An 18,558-nucleotide genomic window follows, 5' to 3' on the forward strand; every position below is an offset into this window, starting at 1 on the left:
TTTAATAAAAATAAAGCACAAATAGCTGCTATGAAAATAGCGGCTATTTGTGCTGGTAAAAAAGAAGTAATTAAGCCTTAATAAAGGTAATTAAGAGCCGTGCGGTCATTGGAATTAAACGGACGGTTTTGACCGGTGCCTACGCAGGCCAGCATCCAGGAAGTGGCATCTGCAGTGGTAGGGGTGCCGGGGATATGGATGGCCCCTACGGTGCTGGCTCCTTCATTGGTGTAGGCCCCGCCGCAGCTGTAGCTCCGGTCCATGTAGTCTGTGTGGCGGAAACCAATGCAGTGCCCAATCTCGTGCGCCAAAATGGTGGCCAGGTAGTTTGTGCCCGGGCTGGAGCCCAGATACGTAGAGTTCACCAGCACCTGGTTGTACGGGTTACCGCCAGAGGGGAAGCCCGCCGAGGCCAGATAAGGGGCATCTGAAGGCGATTTGGTCAGCAGGATGTTATAGCTGGAAGAAACCCTCTGGAACTTGATGAGCAGGTTTTCTGCGTTGTAACGGCGAATGGCTTCATCCAGGGCGGTGACATAGGCGGTAGGTAAACTGGTAGAGATCGCCACCTTGATGGTTCGGCCGGTGCCTACGCTTACCAGGTTGGTGGTGCGGTACTGCTCTGTTTCACTCACCCGCAGAAACTTGGCGTCTTGCTGGCTGTTCAGTTGTTCATCGGTTAAAAGAATGTCACCTTCTACCAGGTAACCACCTTCTACCACTTTTACATCTGAGGTGCCGAAGCCCATGTCATAAATCTGCTGCAATTTCTCTTTAGAGATAGCGGCTTTCTCTACTACTTCCTCTTCGTTCAAGGAACAGGCTGTGCTTCCTAACAATAGGGCACAAATCAACATCTTAATGCGGTAATTTTTTTTCATACTGCTTATTGGGGTTAGTTAAATATGAGGCTATGTTATTCATTTAAAATAAAATTAGCAAGCCGCAATTCTCTGTTAATTCAAATAAAAAATTTTAAAAAGTGGCCAGACAAGGCTTATGGAAAAGGTTTTGTGTTATAGAAATATAATGTAGGAGTGTGTTTGAATTGTTGGTGATAAACACTGAATAAAAGAGGGGTCGAAGAAAGGTGTTGTGCTTTTTTAATTCGCGTTATTTTGGTTAATTCTGTAAAAAGGACCTGGAAATAGGGGCCGCCTTAAAGGCCAAGGGAGCAGGTGCCTTATAGCTGGTAAAAGGTGAACGGAGTTTCATCTTGTGAAGGAGCCGTCCAGGAGGAAAAGCATTACCCTGTTTTAGCCTGGTCAGGCAAGGTGCCTACGACCAACCAGTAGGGCGGGCAAATAAAAAAGGCTGCCCTTGGGCAGCCTTTCCGGGCAGTTTTCAGAAAACCAGCCTAAAAACAAATGGATTGCTTTTGTTAATGCATGTAGGTTAGTTGGGCACGTACTGCAGGAAACTCAGGTTCTCTTCGCGGAGCGTGTCATTGGCCATTTCCAGCAGGTCATGGGCGGTCACGTGCTTGATCTGCCCAAAGATGTCGTTCAGGCTTTCTACCGTGCCCAGGTCCAGAATGCTTTTGCCCATCATCATCATGAAGCCCATGTTGCTCTCTTCGGCCATGGCCAGTTGGCCCATGAGCTGTTCTTTGGCCGAGTGGAGCTGCACAGAACCCATGGGTTTCTCACGCAGCAGTTTCAGTTCTTTCAGCACCAGGCCCACCGTACGCTTCAGTTGCTTCTTCTCCGTGCCGAAGTAGATGCCAAACAGCCCCGTATCTACGTAGGTGGCATAGTTGGCGTCAATGGTGTAGACCAGCCCGTGTTTCTCGCGCACCGCCAGGTTCAGCCGCGAGTTCATGCCGGGCCCGCCCAGAATGTTCACCAGCATGAAGAACGTAAGCCGGCGCGGGTCTGTGAGGGCGTAGGCGGGGCAGCCAATCACGCAGTGCGCCTGCTGAATGGCTTTCTCCATCACCAGGGTCTGGGGCTCATATGTCTTGAAGAGGAGGCGCTCCCGGGGCTGGTTCTTGCTCTGCAGGTGCCCCAGGTATTTCTCAGCTAGCTTGACCACGCGTGACAGGGGCCAGTTGCTCACCGAGCAGAACACCAGTTTGTCGGTGCTGAGGTTGCGGTCAATGAAGGCCTGGAAATCTTCGCGGGTAAAGCCGCCTACGCTCTCGCGGGTGCCCAGGATGTTGTTGCCCAGGGGGTGGTTCTTGAACACCACGGCGTCAAATTCATCAATGATGGCATCTTCCGGCGTGTCCAGGTACATGGCCATCTCTTCCAGGATCACGCCGCGCTCTTTCTCTATTTCCCGGGTGGGGAAGGTGGAATGGAAGGTGATATCGGTGAGCAGGTCAAAGGCCTTTTCAAAGTGATTTTCCAAAACCGAGGCGTAGAAGCTGATCTTCTCTTTGGTGGTGTAGGCATTGAGTTCGCCGCCCACGCTCTCCAACCGGTTCAGGATGTGGAACGACTTCCGTTTCTGGGTGCCTTTGAAGGCCATGTGTTCCCAGAAGTGGGCCAGGCCCTGCTCATGGGGCAGCTCATCGCGGGAGCCAATGTCCATCATGAAACCGCAGTGCGCGATTTTGGTGTGGGGCACTTGTTTGTGCAGGACTCTGATGCCGTTGGCTAGGGTATGGATATGGTAATCAGGTAATTTCGTCAAGATGTATAGGGCCTTTACAGGGAAAACGTTTTTCTGGGCGCCGCCCTTCCAGAGCGGCGCGCGTAGCCTGCAAAGGTACGGAGGAAAGATGTGAAAAGGATAAAATTTGAAGGTAGCCTTTACTGATTATGGTTTCTGGCCCTAACCCCTCCGGAAGCCTTCGTATACTAAGAAATGAGAAAGAGATTGCTGCAGTATGCCCGCAAGTATTACAAACTGGTCATCCACAGTATTGCTTTTTATCCGGCGGTCATTTCGCTTGTTTTTCTGTTGGTGTCTTACCTCATGATTACCCTTGACTTCTCCTCTTACGGGAAAGCCTTTAAAAGCCAGTGGGATTTCATGACCCTAAAAGACGCCAGCACAGCCCGCACCATTACCTCCACCATTGTCGCCGGTATTCTGTCTTTGACGGTGTTCAGCTTTTCCATGGTGATGATCCTGCTCAACCAGGCCGCCTCCAGCATGAGCAACCGGGTGTTGGATAGCATGATTGGGAACCGGTTCCAGCAGTGGATCCTGGGGTTTTATATAGGCACCATTGTGTATGGCCTGTTTCTGCTGAGTACCATCCGCGACATTGACTCTGGCATCTATGTGCCCGCCCTTAGTGTGTATCTGCTCATCCTGCTCACCGTGGTAGATATTTTCCTGTTTATATTTTTTCTGCATTATGTGACCCAATCCGTGAAATATGAGGTCATCATCCAACGGATCCATTCCCAGACCCGGCGGAAACTGGTGAAGTATTTCGCGTTAACCCAACCCCAAACCCAGGTTCTGCCCCCCTTAGGGGAAGCAAAGGAGGTGGTGATGCTGCACTCAGGCCATTTTCAGGGGTTTGACCAGGAACAGCTGATAGAATACTGTGCCAAGAAGAACTGGACTTTTGTTTTCCTGTACCCGGTAGGAGCGTTCATCCTGGAAGGATGCCCCTTTGGGAAGGTTCTCTCGCCAGACCCCATCACAGAGAAAGAGTACAGGCAAATCCAGCTGCTGGTAGATTTTTATCCGGGTGAACCCATAGAAAGGAACCCGCTGTATGGCTGCAGGCAATTGGTGGAAGTAACGCTTAGGGCCCTAAGCCCCGGCATAAATGATCCAGGCACCGCTGTCTTGGGTATGCACGTGCTGGTGGACCTGCTGGCTGTTCCCCTCACGCATTTCCCCTGTCAATTTTTCTATGATAAGGAAAACATACTGCGGGTAGTCACGAAAGAGACCTCCTTTCAGGACCTTTTCAAAAGCTTCCTGCTTCCCATCTGGGACTATGGCAAAGAAGACAGAATACTGCGGAAAGGCATGGAGATGATATTGGAACAACTGCTGCATCGGGCAACCTCAATTGAAGACAAAGGGGTGATGAATGCGCTTCTGAGTCAGGTAAAGGCCCACGGGGAAGAATAGAAGCCTGAAAGGTGGGCAGCCTTATTGCTTCCAAGCCAACGGTGCTCCTGCGACACCTCCTGGAATTACCCCGCCAATACTTGCTCATATACCTGGTGCAAGGCAGGAAGAGTCACCTCAGGCCGGAAGATCTTGGCATGGTCCAGGCCTTGGCGCACCATCTCCTTCTGAAGGTCGGTGCTCCCCAGCACCTCCTCCATGGTATGGGTCAGCGCCTCCACATCTGTGGGGGAGACATAGCGGGTGCCCGGTCCGCCCGCTTCAGAGAAGCAGGAACCGGTAGAGGTGATCACGGGCACCCTACTGTTCAGCGCCTCCACAATCGGGATCCCGAAGCCCTCAAAAATAGACGGATACACAAACAGCGTGGCCAACTGGTAGATCACAGGTAGCTCCTGGAACGGGATGTAGGGCAGGAACAAGACCTTTTTCTCTAAGCCATGCTCAGAAATATAGGCCTGCATCTCCTTAAAGTATTCCGTCTTGCGGCCGATGAAGGCCAGTGGTACCTGCGCCCCCGCCGCGTGCCAGGCCTTTAGCAGGTGCAGTTGGTTTTTGCGCCTTTCCAGCGTACCCACGCACAGAATGAACTGCTCTGGCAGCGCATATTTTTCCCGGATGGCGTTTGGGGTCTCTTTCTCCGGAATCAGCTGGAAAACAGGATCGCAGTCCTGGTACACCACTTTTACTTTCTCCTGGCCCACGCCGAAGAACTCCTCCAGATCCTGGGCCGTCTGCTGGCTGATGGCAATGATCTGGTGCGCGGCATCGCAGGCGTCTTTGAATTTTTTGCGGTAGATGTAGCGGTCAATGGTGGGGTAAAGCTCCGGGAACCGCAGGAAGATCAAGTCATGGATGGTGACCACCAATTTGGTGCGGGTGCGGTCAATGCCGTACGGTAGCTCATTGCTGAGGCCATGGTACACCTGCACCCCGTGTTTGGGCAAGGCGGCCCGCAACCCGAAGGTGCGCCACAGGGAAGAAAAGCGCTTGCCCAGGCCGTCTGGCTGCACTACCTGGGTCTTAGCCACCGGCGGGAAAAAATCTTTGAACAGGTCGTTCCGGCGCGGCGTGAACAAGGCATACTCCTCCTGAGGGTAATGCGTCATCATACCAGAGATGATAAAGCGGCTGTAGTTGCCCAGGCCGGAGGTATTGGTGAAGGCCCGTTTCGCGTCGTATCCTATTTTCATAAAGCAGTGCAAGGTAGAGGAAATTCCTTTTTTCTGCCACTTTCCGCCTTTAATTGCCGCTTGCCTAGCTAAGTAAGCGCGTGTTATAAGGGGGAGGGGGAAGAACTTTATTTTATAAAACTAAACCTTTAGTTCGTAAACTAAGTATTTAGTTATATATTCGTTCCATCACCTTTACCCCCTTCTAATGAAAGAGTTAACCAAAGCTGAAGAACAGGTCATGCAGATTCTCTGGAATCTGCGGCAGGGCTTCGTGAAAGACATCCTGGACCAGTTGCCCGAACCCAAACCCGCTTACAACACCGTTTCCACCATTGTGCGCATTCTGGAGAAGAAAGGGTTTGTGGGCTACAAGGCCTATGGCAAGACCCACGAATATTACCCGCTCATCGCCCGTGACGATTACCGCCATTTCTACCTCAAGAACTTTGTGAGCGGCTACTTTGGCGGGTCGTTCAAGCGGCTGGTCTCCTTTTTCGCGAAGGAAGAGAACATGGACCTGCAGGAACTGGAGGAAATGCTCAAGCACGTGAAAGAGGACCTAGACAAGAAAGAAGATGAATGAGCCGCTGCTGCAGTACCTGCTGGAATCAGGCACGGGCCTGGTGTTGCTCTACCTCTTTTATGCGGTGGTATTGAAAAAAGAGACCTGTTTCCAGTTTAACCGGTTCTACCTGATAGCGGCTCTTCTGCTGTCTTTCGTGTTGCCGCTCTCTAACCTGCCAGGCCTGGATCTGTGGCCGCAGCAGGAGACCGCCGCCCCGGAGGTGATGCTGGTGGAGATGCCTTTGGTGGCGACTGAGGTGCTGGTGGCGCCGGAAGAACCTCTGGACTACTGGCCCCTCTTGTACGGAATCTACGGTTTGGGTGTGCTATTCCTAACCGGTAGGTTTCTGCGGCAGACCCTCCGCCTTCGCCGGTTTGCCCGGGAGCATGGCGTCTCCTTTTACCTACCCAACCGCGCCCCCGTCTTTCTGACCTATGGTCAGTTGCCTACCTTCTCTTTCTGGCGCTGGGTTTTCTTTGACAACAGCCAAACCCTTACCCCCTCAGAAACCGAGCGCATTCTCCAGCACGAGCAGGTGCACCTTGACCAGCGGCATACGTTAGATGTCCTGCTGGTGTCAATGGCCAGTATCGTGTTCTGGTTTAACCCCTTGCTGGTACTCTATAAAAAGGCCCTGGAACATACCCATGAGTTCATTGCCGATGCCCACGTAGCCAGAACCGCTGGGGCCGCTTCCTATTCTTCCCTGCTGGTGAAGCAGGTGTTCAGGAACGCAGATTTTACCTTGGGTAGTTACTTTTTTCTCAATAAATCTCTCACGCTAACCAGAATCAAGATGATGAAAAGATTACATGAGTCCCCCAAGCTAAGCCGTATGCTGCTGGCAGTACCTGTTCTAGCGTTGTTGTTGGTGGCGGTAGCCGCCATGCGTCCGGCCCCCTTGCGGGAGACGGAGACCAGCGGTAAGGAGATTGCCCTGGTACAGAATGGCCCAGCCCAGTTTCCTGGAGGTCGCGAGGCCCTGAACACGTACGTGAAAAGCAATCTGGTGCTGCCAGAGATAGCCTACCAGAAACGCAAGAGCCCCAAAGACTTCGTGAAAGTAACCGCCACGCTGGAGTTGGAAGTAGGGGAAGACGGAACGCCTGTGTACCGCCGGGCCACGGCCCTGGACGTTCGGCCCCAGGACCCAGCGGTAGCGAAAGCGGTAGAGCGGCAGTTTACCACCCTAGTGAGCCAGATGCCTAAGTGGGTCCCGGCCCAGAAAGAGGGCAAGGCGGTTTCCTCCAAAGAAACCATTTCAGTATCGGTGGTGGGCGGAGATTTCCTCAACTACGCCTCTTACCTGGCAAACCGCCAGCAGAAGACTACTGTCTCTTCCCAGGCTGTGACCACACCAAGTACCGTAAGCAAACCCGCTGAATTCCCAGGTGGGGAAGAGGCTCTGTACCAGCACCTGAACAGCCAATTTGTTCTCCCAAGAGCCGTTCTAGAAGCCAAAGGTTCCTCAGACAGTACCGTTAAGTTTCTGCGCCATATCAAAGCGGAGCTTTTGGTAGGGGTTGATGGACGGGTTTCCCAAGCCCGGGTACTGGAGGTAAATACCCGGCCCTACCAGTCTCAGGAAGTACGCCAAGCCGTGGAGAAGGAGTTTATGCGGATAGCCACTCACCTGCCAACCTGGGCGCCTGCCTTTGAAAACGGAGCCCCAATTGCCTCAAAGGTAAAGGTGGAGTTTGCGACGTTCACCAAGCTTCCTGGAAAAGGAGAAGCGGAGAGCGCCAAAAAAGGGCAGGAGAAAGAAGCGGAAGTTCCTCCTAAAGATGACCGCGTGTTCATTGCCGTGGACCAAATGCCAGAGTTCCCAGGTGGGCAAGCCGCCATGTTTCAATACCTGGGGAAAAACTTCTCCATTCCGGCAGACGCCAGGGACGCAAAGGTGGAAGGAGTCATGGTGGCGTCTTTCATTGTGAATGCCCAAGGCAAAGTGACAGACGTGCAGGTTATGAAGAAGCTGACGCCCAGCTTGGATAAGGAACTGATCAAGACCCTGCAAAACATGCCCCTTTGGAAACCGGGCACCCAAAACGGGAAACCCGTAAACGTGAAATACACCGTTCCTTACCGGATTGCTCTGAAAGAGGAGACCTCAGTTGTGGCCAAGCCAGATGCGCAAAATGAGGAGAAGGTGTATATAGCGGTGCAGCAGATGCCAGAGTTCCCTGGTGGGCAAGCCGCCATGTTTAAATTCTTAGCGGAAAATTTTAAAATACCTGCCCAGGCCAAGGCCGAAGGCACCAATGGAAGCATAGTGGTTTCCTGCGTGATCACCAAAGAAGGCCGCGTGACGCGCGTAAAAGTAGAAAAAGGTTTGTCTCCAAGTCTTGACCAGGAGGCCATCCGTGCCACTTCGGCCATGCCTAACTGGGAGCCCGGGATTCAGAACGGAAAAGCCGTAGCGGTGAAGGTCACCACCCCTTACCGGATTGTTGTACCCAAAGAGTAGTGTTCCTTTTTTCTGTTTCTCCATCCCCCAAAGCCCAGACCCGTTTCTGGGCTTTTTTTATGAAAACGGGTGCAAAGGCCTCTATGATCGCAGGCGGAGCAATGGCCCGTTTTGGGCTTTTATACAGTCAGTATATGGAAGGATCAATAAGAGCCGAAAGCTTAGAAATGGTCTGTTTTTAAGCTAAAATCATAAATCCGGCCAGGAAACAACACCGGAAACCCTTTTGGCTCCAGTAGGCGGAATGGGGGAGGAAAAACTGAGGTATGGCAAAATCTGCCGCCAGTACCATCACGGTAAGAATACCGGCTGTTTTCAGGGAAAGACCTAAGAAAGACATTGGCTCAGTGCCAGACCAGTTCCACCACTTTGGAACCCACTTGCAGGGTGGTATGGGTTTCGCCGGTACGCCGCTTGACTATGATCTTCCTTTGCTTGGCAGGCCGTTTCTGCTGGGCCATTACCCATTGGGGAGACTTCTTGCGGTACAGTACCACCCCACCGTTGTCTTCAATCAGCCACGAAGGCGTATGCTTGTACACGAACCGCTTGCCCTTGACCTGAATGGTTTCCTTCACGGCCCAGGGGGTGGAGAAGCCCTGTACCAGTTCCAGCGCCTTGGCGGCATTGGGCACGCCGTATCCCACAAAATTATTCCCGAAGGGGTAGAGGTGGCTGCTCTGCTTGATGATGTCAGTAAGTTGCCGGGGGGTGAGGGCGGGGTTTTCTTCCAGCAGGCAGGCGGCCAGTCCCGCAATGATGGGTGCCGAAAAAGAAGTGCCCGAGGAGGCGAAGCAGGCCACGTCTGGTTTCAGGTAAGGCAGAAAAGAGGGGCCTATGCTGCTGTAGCCCTGCTTGGTCCAGGTGGTGAAATTGGTGGCGCCCACGGTGAGTACCCCCGGGGCATCTGCGGGGGTGTTAACCACCCGCCACTTTTTGTTGCCCCCGTCATTACCGGCGGCGATCACCAGCACCATTCCTTTCTGCTCCACGGCCATCTGCACGGCCCGGGCAATGAAACTGCTGCCGTCCATCTGCGCGGGGAGGTAGTTCTCAGCGGGGTTGTCAAAGCCGGTGCCGTACCCCAAAGACGAGTTCACCAGCCGAACCCCCAGGCTATCCATCCACTCCAACGCCCTGACAAAGTACTCTTCCTCAATGCGCGCTTCCTTGCCCCCGTGGTCGGTGCGGGCCAGGTAGTAGTCGGCTTGGTGGGCGAACCCGCTTAACACCCGCTGGGCCGGGTCAGAGCCGCCCAGGCACAGCAGCACATCGGTACCGTGCGAGTCCAGTCCGCTTTCGCGCTGGTGGAACACCTGGCTTTGGGTTGGGTTCACGAAGTCACGGTAGGCTTTGAGGCGCCCTTCCTCAAAAATAGCCTGTAAACCGGCCTTCTGCGGGGCCTCATAGAAACCCGCGTCAATCACTCCCACTTTCACGCCCCGGCCCGTGAGTCCGGCGGCCAGCAGTGCCTCGGGCTTTAGTTGGGTCAGGGCTTTGCCCATGTACTGCGGGTTGAAGGGAGCGGTGGCCGAAGGAGAGAAGAACCCGGTGATAGGCTTCAGGTCCTGTACATACGGGGCTTGGCCCAAGACTTCGGCCTGGGCCGAAGTTGCCATAATCACAGCTGCATTGAGCCACTTTGAAACCGAGGTTACAGGGAAGCCGCGCGCCGCCAGGCTGTCCAGGTAGGCTTGGTGCACGGGCGCGTCTGACGGTTGGGAGAGGGGCAGCGCTTGCAGGCGGCGTTTGGCCAGGGCGGCCTCTGTGACCAGGGGACGGGTGCCCGCGGCGGGTTTGTCTTTGAAGTGCACCCAATACCGTTGCTGTTGCGCTTTTGACTCAGAAGAAGGAAAACCTGCCAGAAACCCGGCTATGAAAAAAATCAAGAGATGACCAATCCGCACGTGCAAAAGATTAATTGAAGGCGCTTTGCCTGAAAATTACCATAGAAAGTCATACATTTAAGCTTCAGGAAACATCGTTTTGAGGGGCTTTGCCGAAAAGCCGGCCCAAAACGCCTATCGCCAGGAGCGTACCACCCAACCACCATACGTACCGCCATGAAATACGAGCCTATCGGGAAAGAACTTTACCTCCACAATCGCCAGCGGTTCATCTCTTACCTCAAGCCGCAGTCATTGGCCATCTTCCATTCCAATGACGTGATGCCCACCAACGCAGACGGCACCATGCCCTTCCGGCAGAACAGTGACCTTCTGTGGCTGAGCGGGATAGACCAGGAGGAAAGCGTGTTGGTCCTGTTCCCAGATGCCCGCGAGGAGCGCCTGAAGGAGATCCTGTTCGTGCGCGAGACCAATGACCACATCCTGACCTGGGAAGGCTATAAACTTACGAAAGAACAGGCACGTGAGGTATCTGGGGTAGAGACTATTTTTTGGACCCATGAGTTTGACTCTATCCTGAACTCGCTCATGCCCTACGTGGAGAACGTGTACCTCAACTCCAATGAGCACCTGCGCGCCGTGGTTGAGGTAGAAACCCGTGATGCCCGTTTCATCAAGAAGATAAGGGAAAAATACCCGCTGCACAACTATTGCCGCAGCACCCAGCACCTGCATTACCTGCGTTCCATCAAGCACCCCCGTGAGGTGGAACTCATGCGCACCGCCTGCCAGATCACAGAGAAGGCTTTCCGGCGCCTGCTCAAATTCGTGAGACCCGGCGTGATGGAATTCGAGATCGAAGCCGAAATCTGCCATGAGTTCCTGCGCAACCGGTCAAGAGGCCCGGCCTACAGCTCCATCATCGCCTCGGGCGCCAATGCCTGTATCCTGCACTATGTAGACAACTTCAGGGAGTGCAAAGACGGGGATGTGCTGCTCATGGACTTCGGGGCCGAGTACGCCAATTACGCCGCCGACCTTACCCGCTCCATTCCGGTGAACGGAACATTCACCCCGCGGCAAGCCGATGTATACAACGCGGTGCTGCACGTGATGAAAACCGCCAAGCAGATGCTGGTGCCGGGTAACACGCTAGACCAGTACCACAAGTTTGTAGGCAAGGTGATGGAGAACGAACTCATCAAGCTGGACCTGCTCACCGAAGAAGAGGTCAACAACCAGAACCCCGCCCAGCCGCTGTACAAGAAATATTTCCCGCACGGCACCTCCCATTTCCTGGGCCTGGACGTGCACGACGTGGGCGACAAATACCGGCCGTTTGAGGAAGGCATGGTCTTCACCTGCGAACCTGGCATCTACATACGCGAGGAAGGGCTGGGGATCAGGCTGGAGAACGACTTCCTGATCACCCACCACGGCGCCGTTGACTTGATGAAGAATATCCCGCTGGAACTGGAAGACATTGAGCGCGAGATGCGCGGGTAACCCGGTTGGAATTTTAGTGATTCTGGGCTGCTTTCCCCAAAACAGCCTGGAAAAGAGTGCATTTACCAAGGCCTTGTGGCCAAAACAAGATTATCAGAGTGAACGTGAGTAAACTAGTACGCGTAACCGCCGCCAAGCACACCCTAGCCTGGGTCTGGATGCTGGGCGGCTTTTTCACAGCCCCCAGCGCGGTGGCCCAAGAAGTGCCTGCCCTGGGCGTAGAGGCAGAAGATCCGGCCACCCGTCGGCTTGATCTGAGTGAGGTGGTGAGAATGGCCAAGGAACAGTCGCCCAGTTACCAGCAGGCCCTTACCCAGTTGGAAAACCGCACTTGGCAGTACCAGACCTACAAAAGCAATTACCTGCCGCAGTTAAAGCTGAATGCTACCCTGCCAGATTATGTAAACAGTATTAACCCGGTGGTGCAGCCATCTGGTAGTATTGAGTTCAGGCCACAGCACAACTCTACTACCTACGCAGAGCTAGCCTTGAGCCAGAACATTGGGCTTACCGGCGGGGTAGTCTCCATCAATTCCAATCTCAAGCGGATTGATGATTTCAAACCAAAGCCTGGCGCATTAGGCCATTCATATGCCTCAACGCCAGCGGTCATCACGTTAAACCAGCCTCTATTTGGGCATAATGGCCTTAAATGGGACCGCAGGATAGAACCCCTGCGGTTTGAGGAAGCCAAACGGAATTTCTGGGAAGAAATGGAGCGGATTTCTATCAGGGCCACGGATCTTTACTTCACGCAGTTGCAGAGCCAGATAGGCTTTGATATTGCCTCCAAGAACGTGGCCAACAATGATACGCTCTTCAAGATCGCCCAAAACCGTTTTTTCAACGCCAAGATCAGCGTGAATGAGTTGCTGCAGTTGGAACTGAGCCTACTCACCTCCAGACAGAGTCTGGAACAGGCCAAGCTAGACATTGAGACCAGCACCCTGCGCCTTAAATCTTACTTAGGTATCACCGATGACCGGCCCATCCGGCTCTCTACCCCAGACGCCATTCCGCAGTTTGAGGTAGACGAAGAGTTTGCCCTGAAGCAGGCCTTGGAGAACCGGTCCCGCATGGTGGGCATCAAGCGGGAGGAACTGGAGGCGGAACGAAGCGTGGATTGGGCCGAAGGCGACACGGGGTTCAATGCCTCCTTGTTTCTGCAGTACGGCCTGGTGCAGCAGTCCACTGAGTTGATGGAGTCTTACCAGGATCCTTCTGAACAGCAGCGGGTGCGGGTAGGCTTCAGCTTACCCATCATGGACTGGGGCAGAACCAAATCCAGGTTGGGTACCGCCCGGGCTAACCTGAAATTGGTGAAAGGGAACCTGGAGCAGCAGAAGGCCAACTTCAACCAAGACGTATACCTGCAGATCAAGCGCTTTAAGATGCTGCGCGAGCAGATGAAAATAGCCCAGCAAGCCAACGGCCTGGCCGAACGCCGTTTCCTGGGCGCCAAAGACCGGTACCTGAGCGGCAAGATTGGTATCCTGGAGCTGAACCAGGCCTCTACAGAGCGTGATTCGGCCCGCCGCAGTTATGTGAGTTCGTTGCGCAATTTCTGGGATTCTTATTACAACATCAGGCTCCAGACCTTGTATGACTTTGAAACAAACCAGCCGTTGCTCTTGCCCATGCCTTTCTAAGCTGGCATAGGGTAGTGCCACTTCTCATTTTAAGGGCACTTTTACCAAAACCCCATAAAACGCCAGGGCTCGCTATTCAGAAATAGCGGGCCCTGGCGTTTTATAAATGTGAGGACTATTTAGGCAAGTAGTAGCCAGCCAGCCACTTTCGGGCGCTGTCAAGGTTGTCAAAGGATTTGGCTTCAAAGGCCTTCACCTCAGAAAGAAACGTAGAGGCCGAGGATTCACCCAAGCTTTCTGGGTTGGCCAACATGGCAATGCGTTTGAGGCCGGCCTTGGCAGCATTAGGCGCCCAGTCGTTCACTACCCAATCCATGGAATGGTCCCAGGAGCCGATGATCAGGCGGGTGTCATTCAAGACGCAGTGAAACCCGGCCTCTGCCAAGGCGTTCGTATAGGCCCGGGCTCCCGTTTTTATATTCTCCTCTGTTAAATACCCCATCCAGTTCACATAGATCAACCGGTGTTGGGGATCTTCCTTGATGGTGAGGTAGACTCTTCCAAAAGGGTTAACAAGTTCTTTGGTCATAGTGCAGCACAGCTTGTTTCGCTTCTAAAGGGCAAATATACCTATTCTGAGGTTGATAAGATAGTGTAAGAAACGCATTTGAACCCTCCGCCAGCGAGATAGGTAGTTTTAGCCCCGTTTACTTAGAATAGACCCAAAAGGAGTGCCAAACAGAAAAGCACCTGCCCATTTCTTTGGTCAGGTGCTTTTCTGGCAATAGGCTTATTTCTAGAAAATAGACTGTAAATATGGGTAGGTCTTTATCCCTTGCTGGCCAACAGGTACAACACTGCCATTCTAATAGCCACCCCGTTTTCTACCTGGTCCAGGATGATGGAATGGTGTGAGTCAGCGGCATCTGAGGTAAGTTCCACGCCGCGGTTGATAGGGCCGGGGTGCATGAGCACAATCTCTTTGTCCAGTTCATCCAGCATTTTCTTATTGATCCCGAAATAAAGGGCATATTCCCGCAAAGACGGAAACAGCTTGCCTTGCTGGCGTTCTAATTGAATACGCAGCACGTTGGCTACATCACACCATTGCAGGGCCTCGCGTACGTTCCAGAAGATCTTCACGCCCAGTTCACCAATGTGCTTGGGCAGGAGCGTGGGCGGCCCGCAAACGGCCACTTCTGCCCCCTGCATCTGCAACGCGAAAATGTTGGAGAGCGCCACCCGCGAGTGGGTGATGTCGCCGATGATGGCTACTTTTTTGCCCGCTACCTCACCCAGTTTCTGCCGGATAGAGAAGGAGTCCAGCAGGGCCTGGGTAGGGTGTTCATGGGTGCCGTCGCCGGCGTTCACAATGTTGGCCTTGATTTTCTTGGACAGGAAGTGCGGCGCACCGGGGCTGCTGTGGCGCATCACAATCATGTCTACTTTCATAGACAGAATGTTGTTGACCGTGTCCAGCAGGGTCTCGCCCTTCTTCACAGAGCTGCCCGAGGCCGAGAAGTTGATCACATCCGCCGACAGGCGTTTCTCTGCCAGTTCAAACGAGAGGCGGGTGCGGGTGGAATTCTCGAAGAAGACGTTGGCAATGGTGACATCGCGCAGCGAGGGTACTTTCTTGATGGGCCGGTTCAGAACCTCCTTAAACTGGTCAGCGGTTTCAAAGATCAACTGAATGTCCTGCGGGGTAATCTCTTTGATGCCCAGCAGGTGCCGGGCGCTAAGCTGTTGCATGGGGTTCTTCTTGTTCTGGGGTAAGGGTCAGGAGCCAAATGACGTCCTCTGGTGAATCTGGGCCTTGCCACGTGACCTCTACCCGCTGCGAGTGCAGCGAGTCTACGCGTTGGCCGGTATAAGTAGCTTCAATGGGTAAATCACGGGTGTACTGGCGGTCAATGAGCACCAGGAGTTCTACCTGGGCCGGGCGGCCATAGGAGATCATAGCGTCCAGGGCGGCCCGTACGGAGCGGCCGGTGTACAGCACATCGTCTACCAGAATTACGCGCTTGCCTTCCAGGCTGAATTCTACCTTGGTGGCATTGGGGGCCAGCGGCGTAGACCGGCGGCGGAAGTCATCGCGGTGGAAGGTGATGTCCAGGTAACCGGTCTGGACGGTGACGCCCAGAATCTCGTGCAGGGTCTGTTGCAGCCGGTCTGCCACAAAGATACCCCGGGGCTGCAAACCCAGGATCACGGAGTCAGAAAAATCGCGGTGGGTCTCAATCAACTGGTGCGCCAGGCGCCGGATCATGATCTGAAACAGAGCGTGCGGAACAATGAGGCGTTTGTGCATAACCGGGTTTTGGGCAAATATAAAGACTTACCGGCAGCCTTGCGCGCTGGAACCTGAATTTTCTCCAGAAGTACCAGCAGGCATCTGTCTTCCTGGGGCGGGAGGGCGCCCCAACAGGATGCCCAGTCTGCCAGAACTGCAGCTGGGATGCTTTGGCTTTGACAGTCAGGTGCCGTACGCAGCAAGTCCCTGGGTTTGGGCTGCTTTTTTTGAAAAGAGGGGAAAAGCAGGAAGGGGGGAAGGGGGTAAGTGATCTTGCTGAAGCTATAAGTTGGTTTTACTGCTTTCCATACGGCTGAAAACTCGGCATCCCGCAAAAGAGCAGTTGCCGCCGTGGCTGGAATTATTACCTGCTATGGGGCGTAGTTCCGTAGTACTTTCACCTCTGGCTTTCCTTGGTGCAATAGAGAGCCATGTGCCCTAAACCAAGAAGAAAGAAAGCCTTTTGCCCAAAAACAGCCGGTAAACGGGAAGGCAATGCCTTAGAACGCCATGTTCTGCAGGTAAAAGACGGTGCGCGCTTCCCCCTGGGCTGGTTTGATGCGCTGGAAGCCGAAGGCCAGGAAATTGCTCCCGTACCAGTGAACAATACCCTCCTCATTGCTGGCATACAGTTTCTCAGATTCATCGGCTAGCCGCACCTCCACTTTCTCTTCATTGGAGATGGTGGAATTGGGTTTGAGCGTCTTGTACCAGATCTTCTCCTCGTCTGGGTAGACTAAGGTGATGTTGCCCTCCGGAGAGACACCGGCCTCTACGGTAGGGGCCAGTTCATTGTAGGTCTCGTTCTGGAGCTTATAGGAATTGTCCCACAGCAGATTGCCTTCCTTGTCAAACACGCAGGCAATGGCGTGGGTGAAGCGGTAGCCGTCAAAGAGCCTGCGGGAGTTTTGCCGAATATCTGGGTACCTGCCGGTCATGTCATAGTAGGGGTTGAGCCCGCTGTTGCGGTATTGCGGGTAGTAAATCTCGCCCACTATGGCATAGCCCTGCGGATGCGGCATGACCGGGTGCAGGAGCAGGCGGTAGCGTAACACCAAAGGCTTGCCCCGGGCCTCCTGCTTCGCGAATTTCTCTTTCATGCGCCGTTCGCCCCGCACCGAGAGGTACTCAAAGAAATGCTTCAGTTTGCTGAAGTCATAGTACTTCACGTTGCCGGCCAGGTTGCTGGTGAACAAGCCTTTGGAGAAAACCGAGGTACGGTAGCCAAAGGTGCCCAGCAGGATTTTGCTCAGCGTGTCGCCGGGGGTGAGGCGGGCGCCTTGCAGGGTGTTCTCATTGCGGTATTCTATCTCAGGCTGAATGAAGTAGGTGCCAATGACCTCCCCTTTGGGGTTCAGGCGCTTGGTTTGCACCCTGGAGCGCAGCCCGTTAGACTCAGCCACCACAAACTCCACCGCGCGGGAAATGGTATCTACCCTGAATTCGCCTAAGTCTTCTTCCATACCGAAGACCGCCGGCAGAAGGTCTATCTCCTCCTGTCTGGGGTCTAGGTGCAGCATGTTGAGGTTGCTGCGGTCCAGCCCGTTCAGAAACACCTGTCCGTCAAGGGCCGCCATCTCTTTCAGGGTAATGTAGGAGGAAGGCAAGGTATGTTCACTGGCCTTGGCTGCCCCCGTGGCGTTGTCTACCTGGTAAAGCACCAGTTTCTTGCTGTTGAGGGTAGAAAACAGGAGGTAGGCGGTTTTAGGCTCAGCGGCCACAAACAGCAGGTCATGGTTAGACTTGTGCTCGTGCTTTGACTGCCAGACCTGCTTCAGCTCTTTGCTGTATTTGGTGAGCACAAAGTCATTCTTGCCAAACCAGCTGTTGCGTTTGGAAGAAACGATGAGCACCCCGCTGTCTGGCAGAATGTGCACTTCATGCGCATCCTCAAAGGAATTGCTTTCCAGTTCCAGGCGGTAGGTTTGGGCCGGCGGGGCCGGCTTCTCGCGGTCTTTTTCTTTTTTCTGTTGGGCCTGGGCCGTCAAGACCCACCCCCAGCCAAGTAGGACCAGCAGGTACTGCCAAGAAGTGCTTCTGAGCGATGGGAACATAGGATGGTTTAAGAAATTACTGGTAATTTACTAAATACCCTAACGTTCTGCCACTGTTTTTTCTTACCCTCCTTGGCCCATGGCCAAGAGAATGTCAAACTCTTCCGGGGTTAAGGGCATCACCGAGAGGCGGGACTGGCGCAGCAGCGCGATGTTCTGGAGCCGCTCCTCTTTTTTGATCTGGTCCAGAGTGACCGGTTTGGCCAAGGCCTGCTCCGGTACCAGGGTGACTGCCTGCCACTGGGTTTCCTGAGTGGTAGGGTCCTGGAAGGCTTCGCGGCTTACTCTGGCCACGCCCACAATAGATTTCTCAGAGACGCTGTGGTAGTACAGGACCAGGTCGTTGACCTGCATTTTCTGGAGGTTGTTGCGGGCCTGGTAGTTCCGGACACCGTCCCAGGTGGTTTGTTTGTCGCGCTGGAGATCAGACCAGGCGTATTTTTCGGGTTCAGTTTTAACGAGCCAGTAGTTCATATTGTGCACTGCTAACAAGAGGCGGCCACGCAGAGCCAAGTTCTTGCCACGGGTAAAAGGAAAAGGTTTATGGTCTGTGTTCTTTGCGCCGGATTTTGATCATGTCTGCTGAGACAGAAATGATTTCCAGTTCTTCGGGCTGGTGCTGCGGGTTGTCATAGGTGATGGTGAGGCGGTTTTTGCCGGTGGCCTTCCATTTACCGGGTTGTTCCTCCAGCCCATCAGTAGGCGCGATGGCGTACCGGATAAAGCCGCCCTCTTCCTGGATCATGAACCCGGTCCTGCCCCTGGAAGGAGGGAAGTCATAGGTGTTGGGCCGGTAGGTTTTCACGCCTACGGAGTCTTCCTCATAGGAATTGAGCCAGGTTACCCCATACACAGAGGCCGGGAAATCGGGCCCGGCCCCGCACTTGGCCGCCATCAGGAAGAGGACCAACAGGCTCAGCAAGAAAAATTGTTTCATAACGTAGGAGTTGCCTGCTTAACCGGCCCTGGCAATATTGGGCTAAGATACAAAAGAAAAAATAAGGCATTATGTCAGTCC

Annotated in this window: 15 protein-coding genes; 5 read left to right on the forward strand and 10 right to left on the reverse strand. The window is 53.8% G+C overall.

Annotated elements, in window-relative coordinates; translation table 11 throughout:
* Positions 1–77 precede the first annotated feature (77 nt).
* Positions 78–881 carry a M57 family metalloprotease gene (locus FOE74_RS02700; protein WP_149097052.1) on the reverse strand — a complete coding sequence of 268 codons (804 nt, stop codon included), beginning with the start codon at positions 879–881 and terminating at the stop codon, positions 78–80.
* A 514-nt stretch (positions 882–1,395) separates the two neighbouring features.
* Positions 1,396–2,637, reverse strand: coding sequence for a M16 family metallopeptidase (locus tag FOE74_RS02705; protein WP_225840601.1), 1,242 nt, complete (start codon positions 2,635–2,637; stop codon positions 1,396–1,398).
* A gap of 174 nt (positions 2,638–2,811) precedes the next feature.
* Here FOE74_RS02705 and FOE74_RS02710 point away from each other — a divergent pair, with 174 nt between their 5' ends.
* A complete protein-coding gene (locus FOE74_RS02710) occupies positions 2,812–4,044 on the forward strand; it encodes a DUF2254 domain-containing protein (RefSeq protein ID WP_149097054.1) in 1,233 nt (410 codons plus the stop codon).
* 65 nt (positions 4,045–4,109) lie between these two features.
* On the opposite strand, the gene FOE74_RS02715 is transcribed toward FOE74_RS02710, so the two are convergent.
* A complete protein-coding gene (locus FOE74_RS02715) occupies positions 4,110–5,237 on the reverse strand; it encodes a glycosyltransferase family 4 protein (protein WP_149097055.1) in 1,128 nt (375 codons plus the stop codon).
* A 187-nt stretch (positions 5,238–5,424) separates the two neighbouring features.
* Here FOE74_RS02715 and FOE74_RS02720 point away from each other — a divergent pair, with 187 nt between their 5' ends.
* A complete protein-coding gene (locus FOE74_RS02720; protein WP_149092354.1) occupies positions 5,425–5,802 on the forward strand; it encodes a BlaI/MecI/CopY family transcriptional regulator in 378 nt (125 codons plus the stop codon).
* A complete protein-coding gene (locus FOE74_RS02725) occupies positions 5,795–8,251 on the forward strand; it encodes a M56 family metallopeptidase (RefSeq protein ID WP_149097056.1) in 2,457 nt (818 codons plus the stop codon). Before FOE74_RS02720 ends, FOE74_RS02725 begins: the two co-directional genes overlap by 8 nt.
* Before the next feature lie 344 nt (positions 8,252–8,595).
* Here the strand turns inward: FOE74_RS02725 and FOE74_RS02730 are convergent, their stop codons facing one another.
* Positions 8,596–10,140 carry a S8 family serine peptidase gene (locus FOE74_RS02730; protein WP_192576580.1) on the reverse strand — a complete coding sequence of 515 codons (1,545 nt, stop codon included), beginning with the start codon at positions 10,138–10,140 and terminating at the stop codon, positions 8,596–8,598.
* A 174-nt stretch (positions 10,141–10,314) separates the two neighbouring features.
* Between FOE74_RS02730 and FOE74_RS02735 the strand changes: the two genes are divergently transcribed.
* Together FOE74_RS02735 and FOE74_RS02740 are read left to right on the forward strand one after the other, a co-directional pair.
* Positions 10,315–11,604 (forward strand): aminopeptidase P N-terminal domain-containing protein, encoded by a 1,290-nt coding sequence (locus FOE74_RS02735; RefSeq protein ID WP_149097058.1) that lies wholly within the window; start codon positions 10,315–10,317, stop codon positions 11,602–11,604.
* A gap of 104 nt (positions 11,605–11,708) precedes the next feature.
* Positions 11,709–13,253 (forward strand): TolC family protein, encoded by a 1,545-nt coding sequence (locus FOE74_RS02740; RefSeq protein ID WP_149097059.1) that lies wholly within the window; start codon positions 11,709–11,711, stop codon positions 13,251–13,253.
* Between the two features lie 115 nt (positions 13,254–13,368).
* Here the strand turns inward: FOE74_RS02740 and FOE74_RS02745 are convergent, their stop codons facing one another.
* The 6 genes from FOE74_RS02745 to FOE74_RS02770 form a co-directional block, all read right to left on the reverse strand.
* A complete protein-coding gene (locus FOE74_RS02745; protein WP_149097060.1) occupies positions 13,369–13,782 on the reverse strand; it encodes an STAS/SEC14 domain-containing protein in 414 nt (137 codons plus the stop codon).
* Between the two features lie 239 nt (positions 13,783–14,021).
* Entirely contained in the window at positions 14,022–14,945 is a 924-nt protein-coding gene (locus tag FOE74_RS02750; RefSeq protein WP_149097061.1) for an aspartate carbamoyltransferase catalytic subunit, read from the reverse strand.
* Complete coding sequence (gene pyrR, locus FOE74_RS02755) at positions 14,932–15,504, reverse strand: bifunctional pyr operon transcriptional regulator/uracil phosphoribosyltransferase PyrR (RefSeq protein WP_149097062.1); 573 nt, start codon at positions 15,502–15,504, stop codon at positions 14,932–14,934. Before pyrR ends, FOE74_RS02750 begins: the two co-directional genes overlap by 14 nt.
* Before the next feature lie 482 nt (positions 15,505–15,986).
* Entirely contained in the window at positions 15,987–17,540 is a 1,554-nt protein-coding gene (locus FOE74_RS02760) for a hypothetical protein (RefSeq protein ID WP_149097063.1), read from the reverse strand.
* 63 nt (positions 17,541–17,603) lie between these two features.
* Positions 17,604–18,014, reverse strand: a complete 411-nt coding sequence (locus FOE74_RS02765) for an EVE domain-containing protein (protein ID WP_149097064.1) — start codon at positions 18,012–18,014, stop codon at positions 17,604–17,606.
* A gap of 67 nt (positions 18,015–18,081) precedes the next feature.
* Positions 18,082–18,477 (reverse strand): hypothetical protein, encoded by a 396-nt coding sequence (locus FOE74_RS02770; RefSeq protein ID WP_225840602.1) that lies wholly within the window; start codon positions 18,475–18,477, stop codon positions 18,082–18,084.
* Positions 18,478–18,558 lie beyond the last annotated feature (81 nt).

This window comes from Rufibacter glacialis, assembly GCF_008271745.1.
GTDB classification, from domain to species: Bacteria; Bacteroidota; Bacteroidia; order Cytophagales; family Hymenobacteraceae; genus Nibribacter; species Nibribacter glacialis.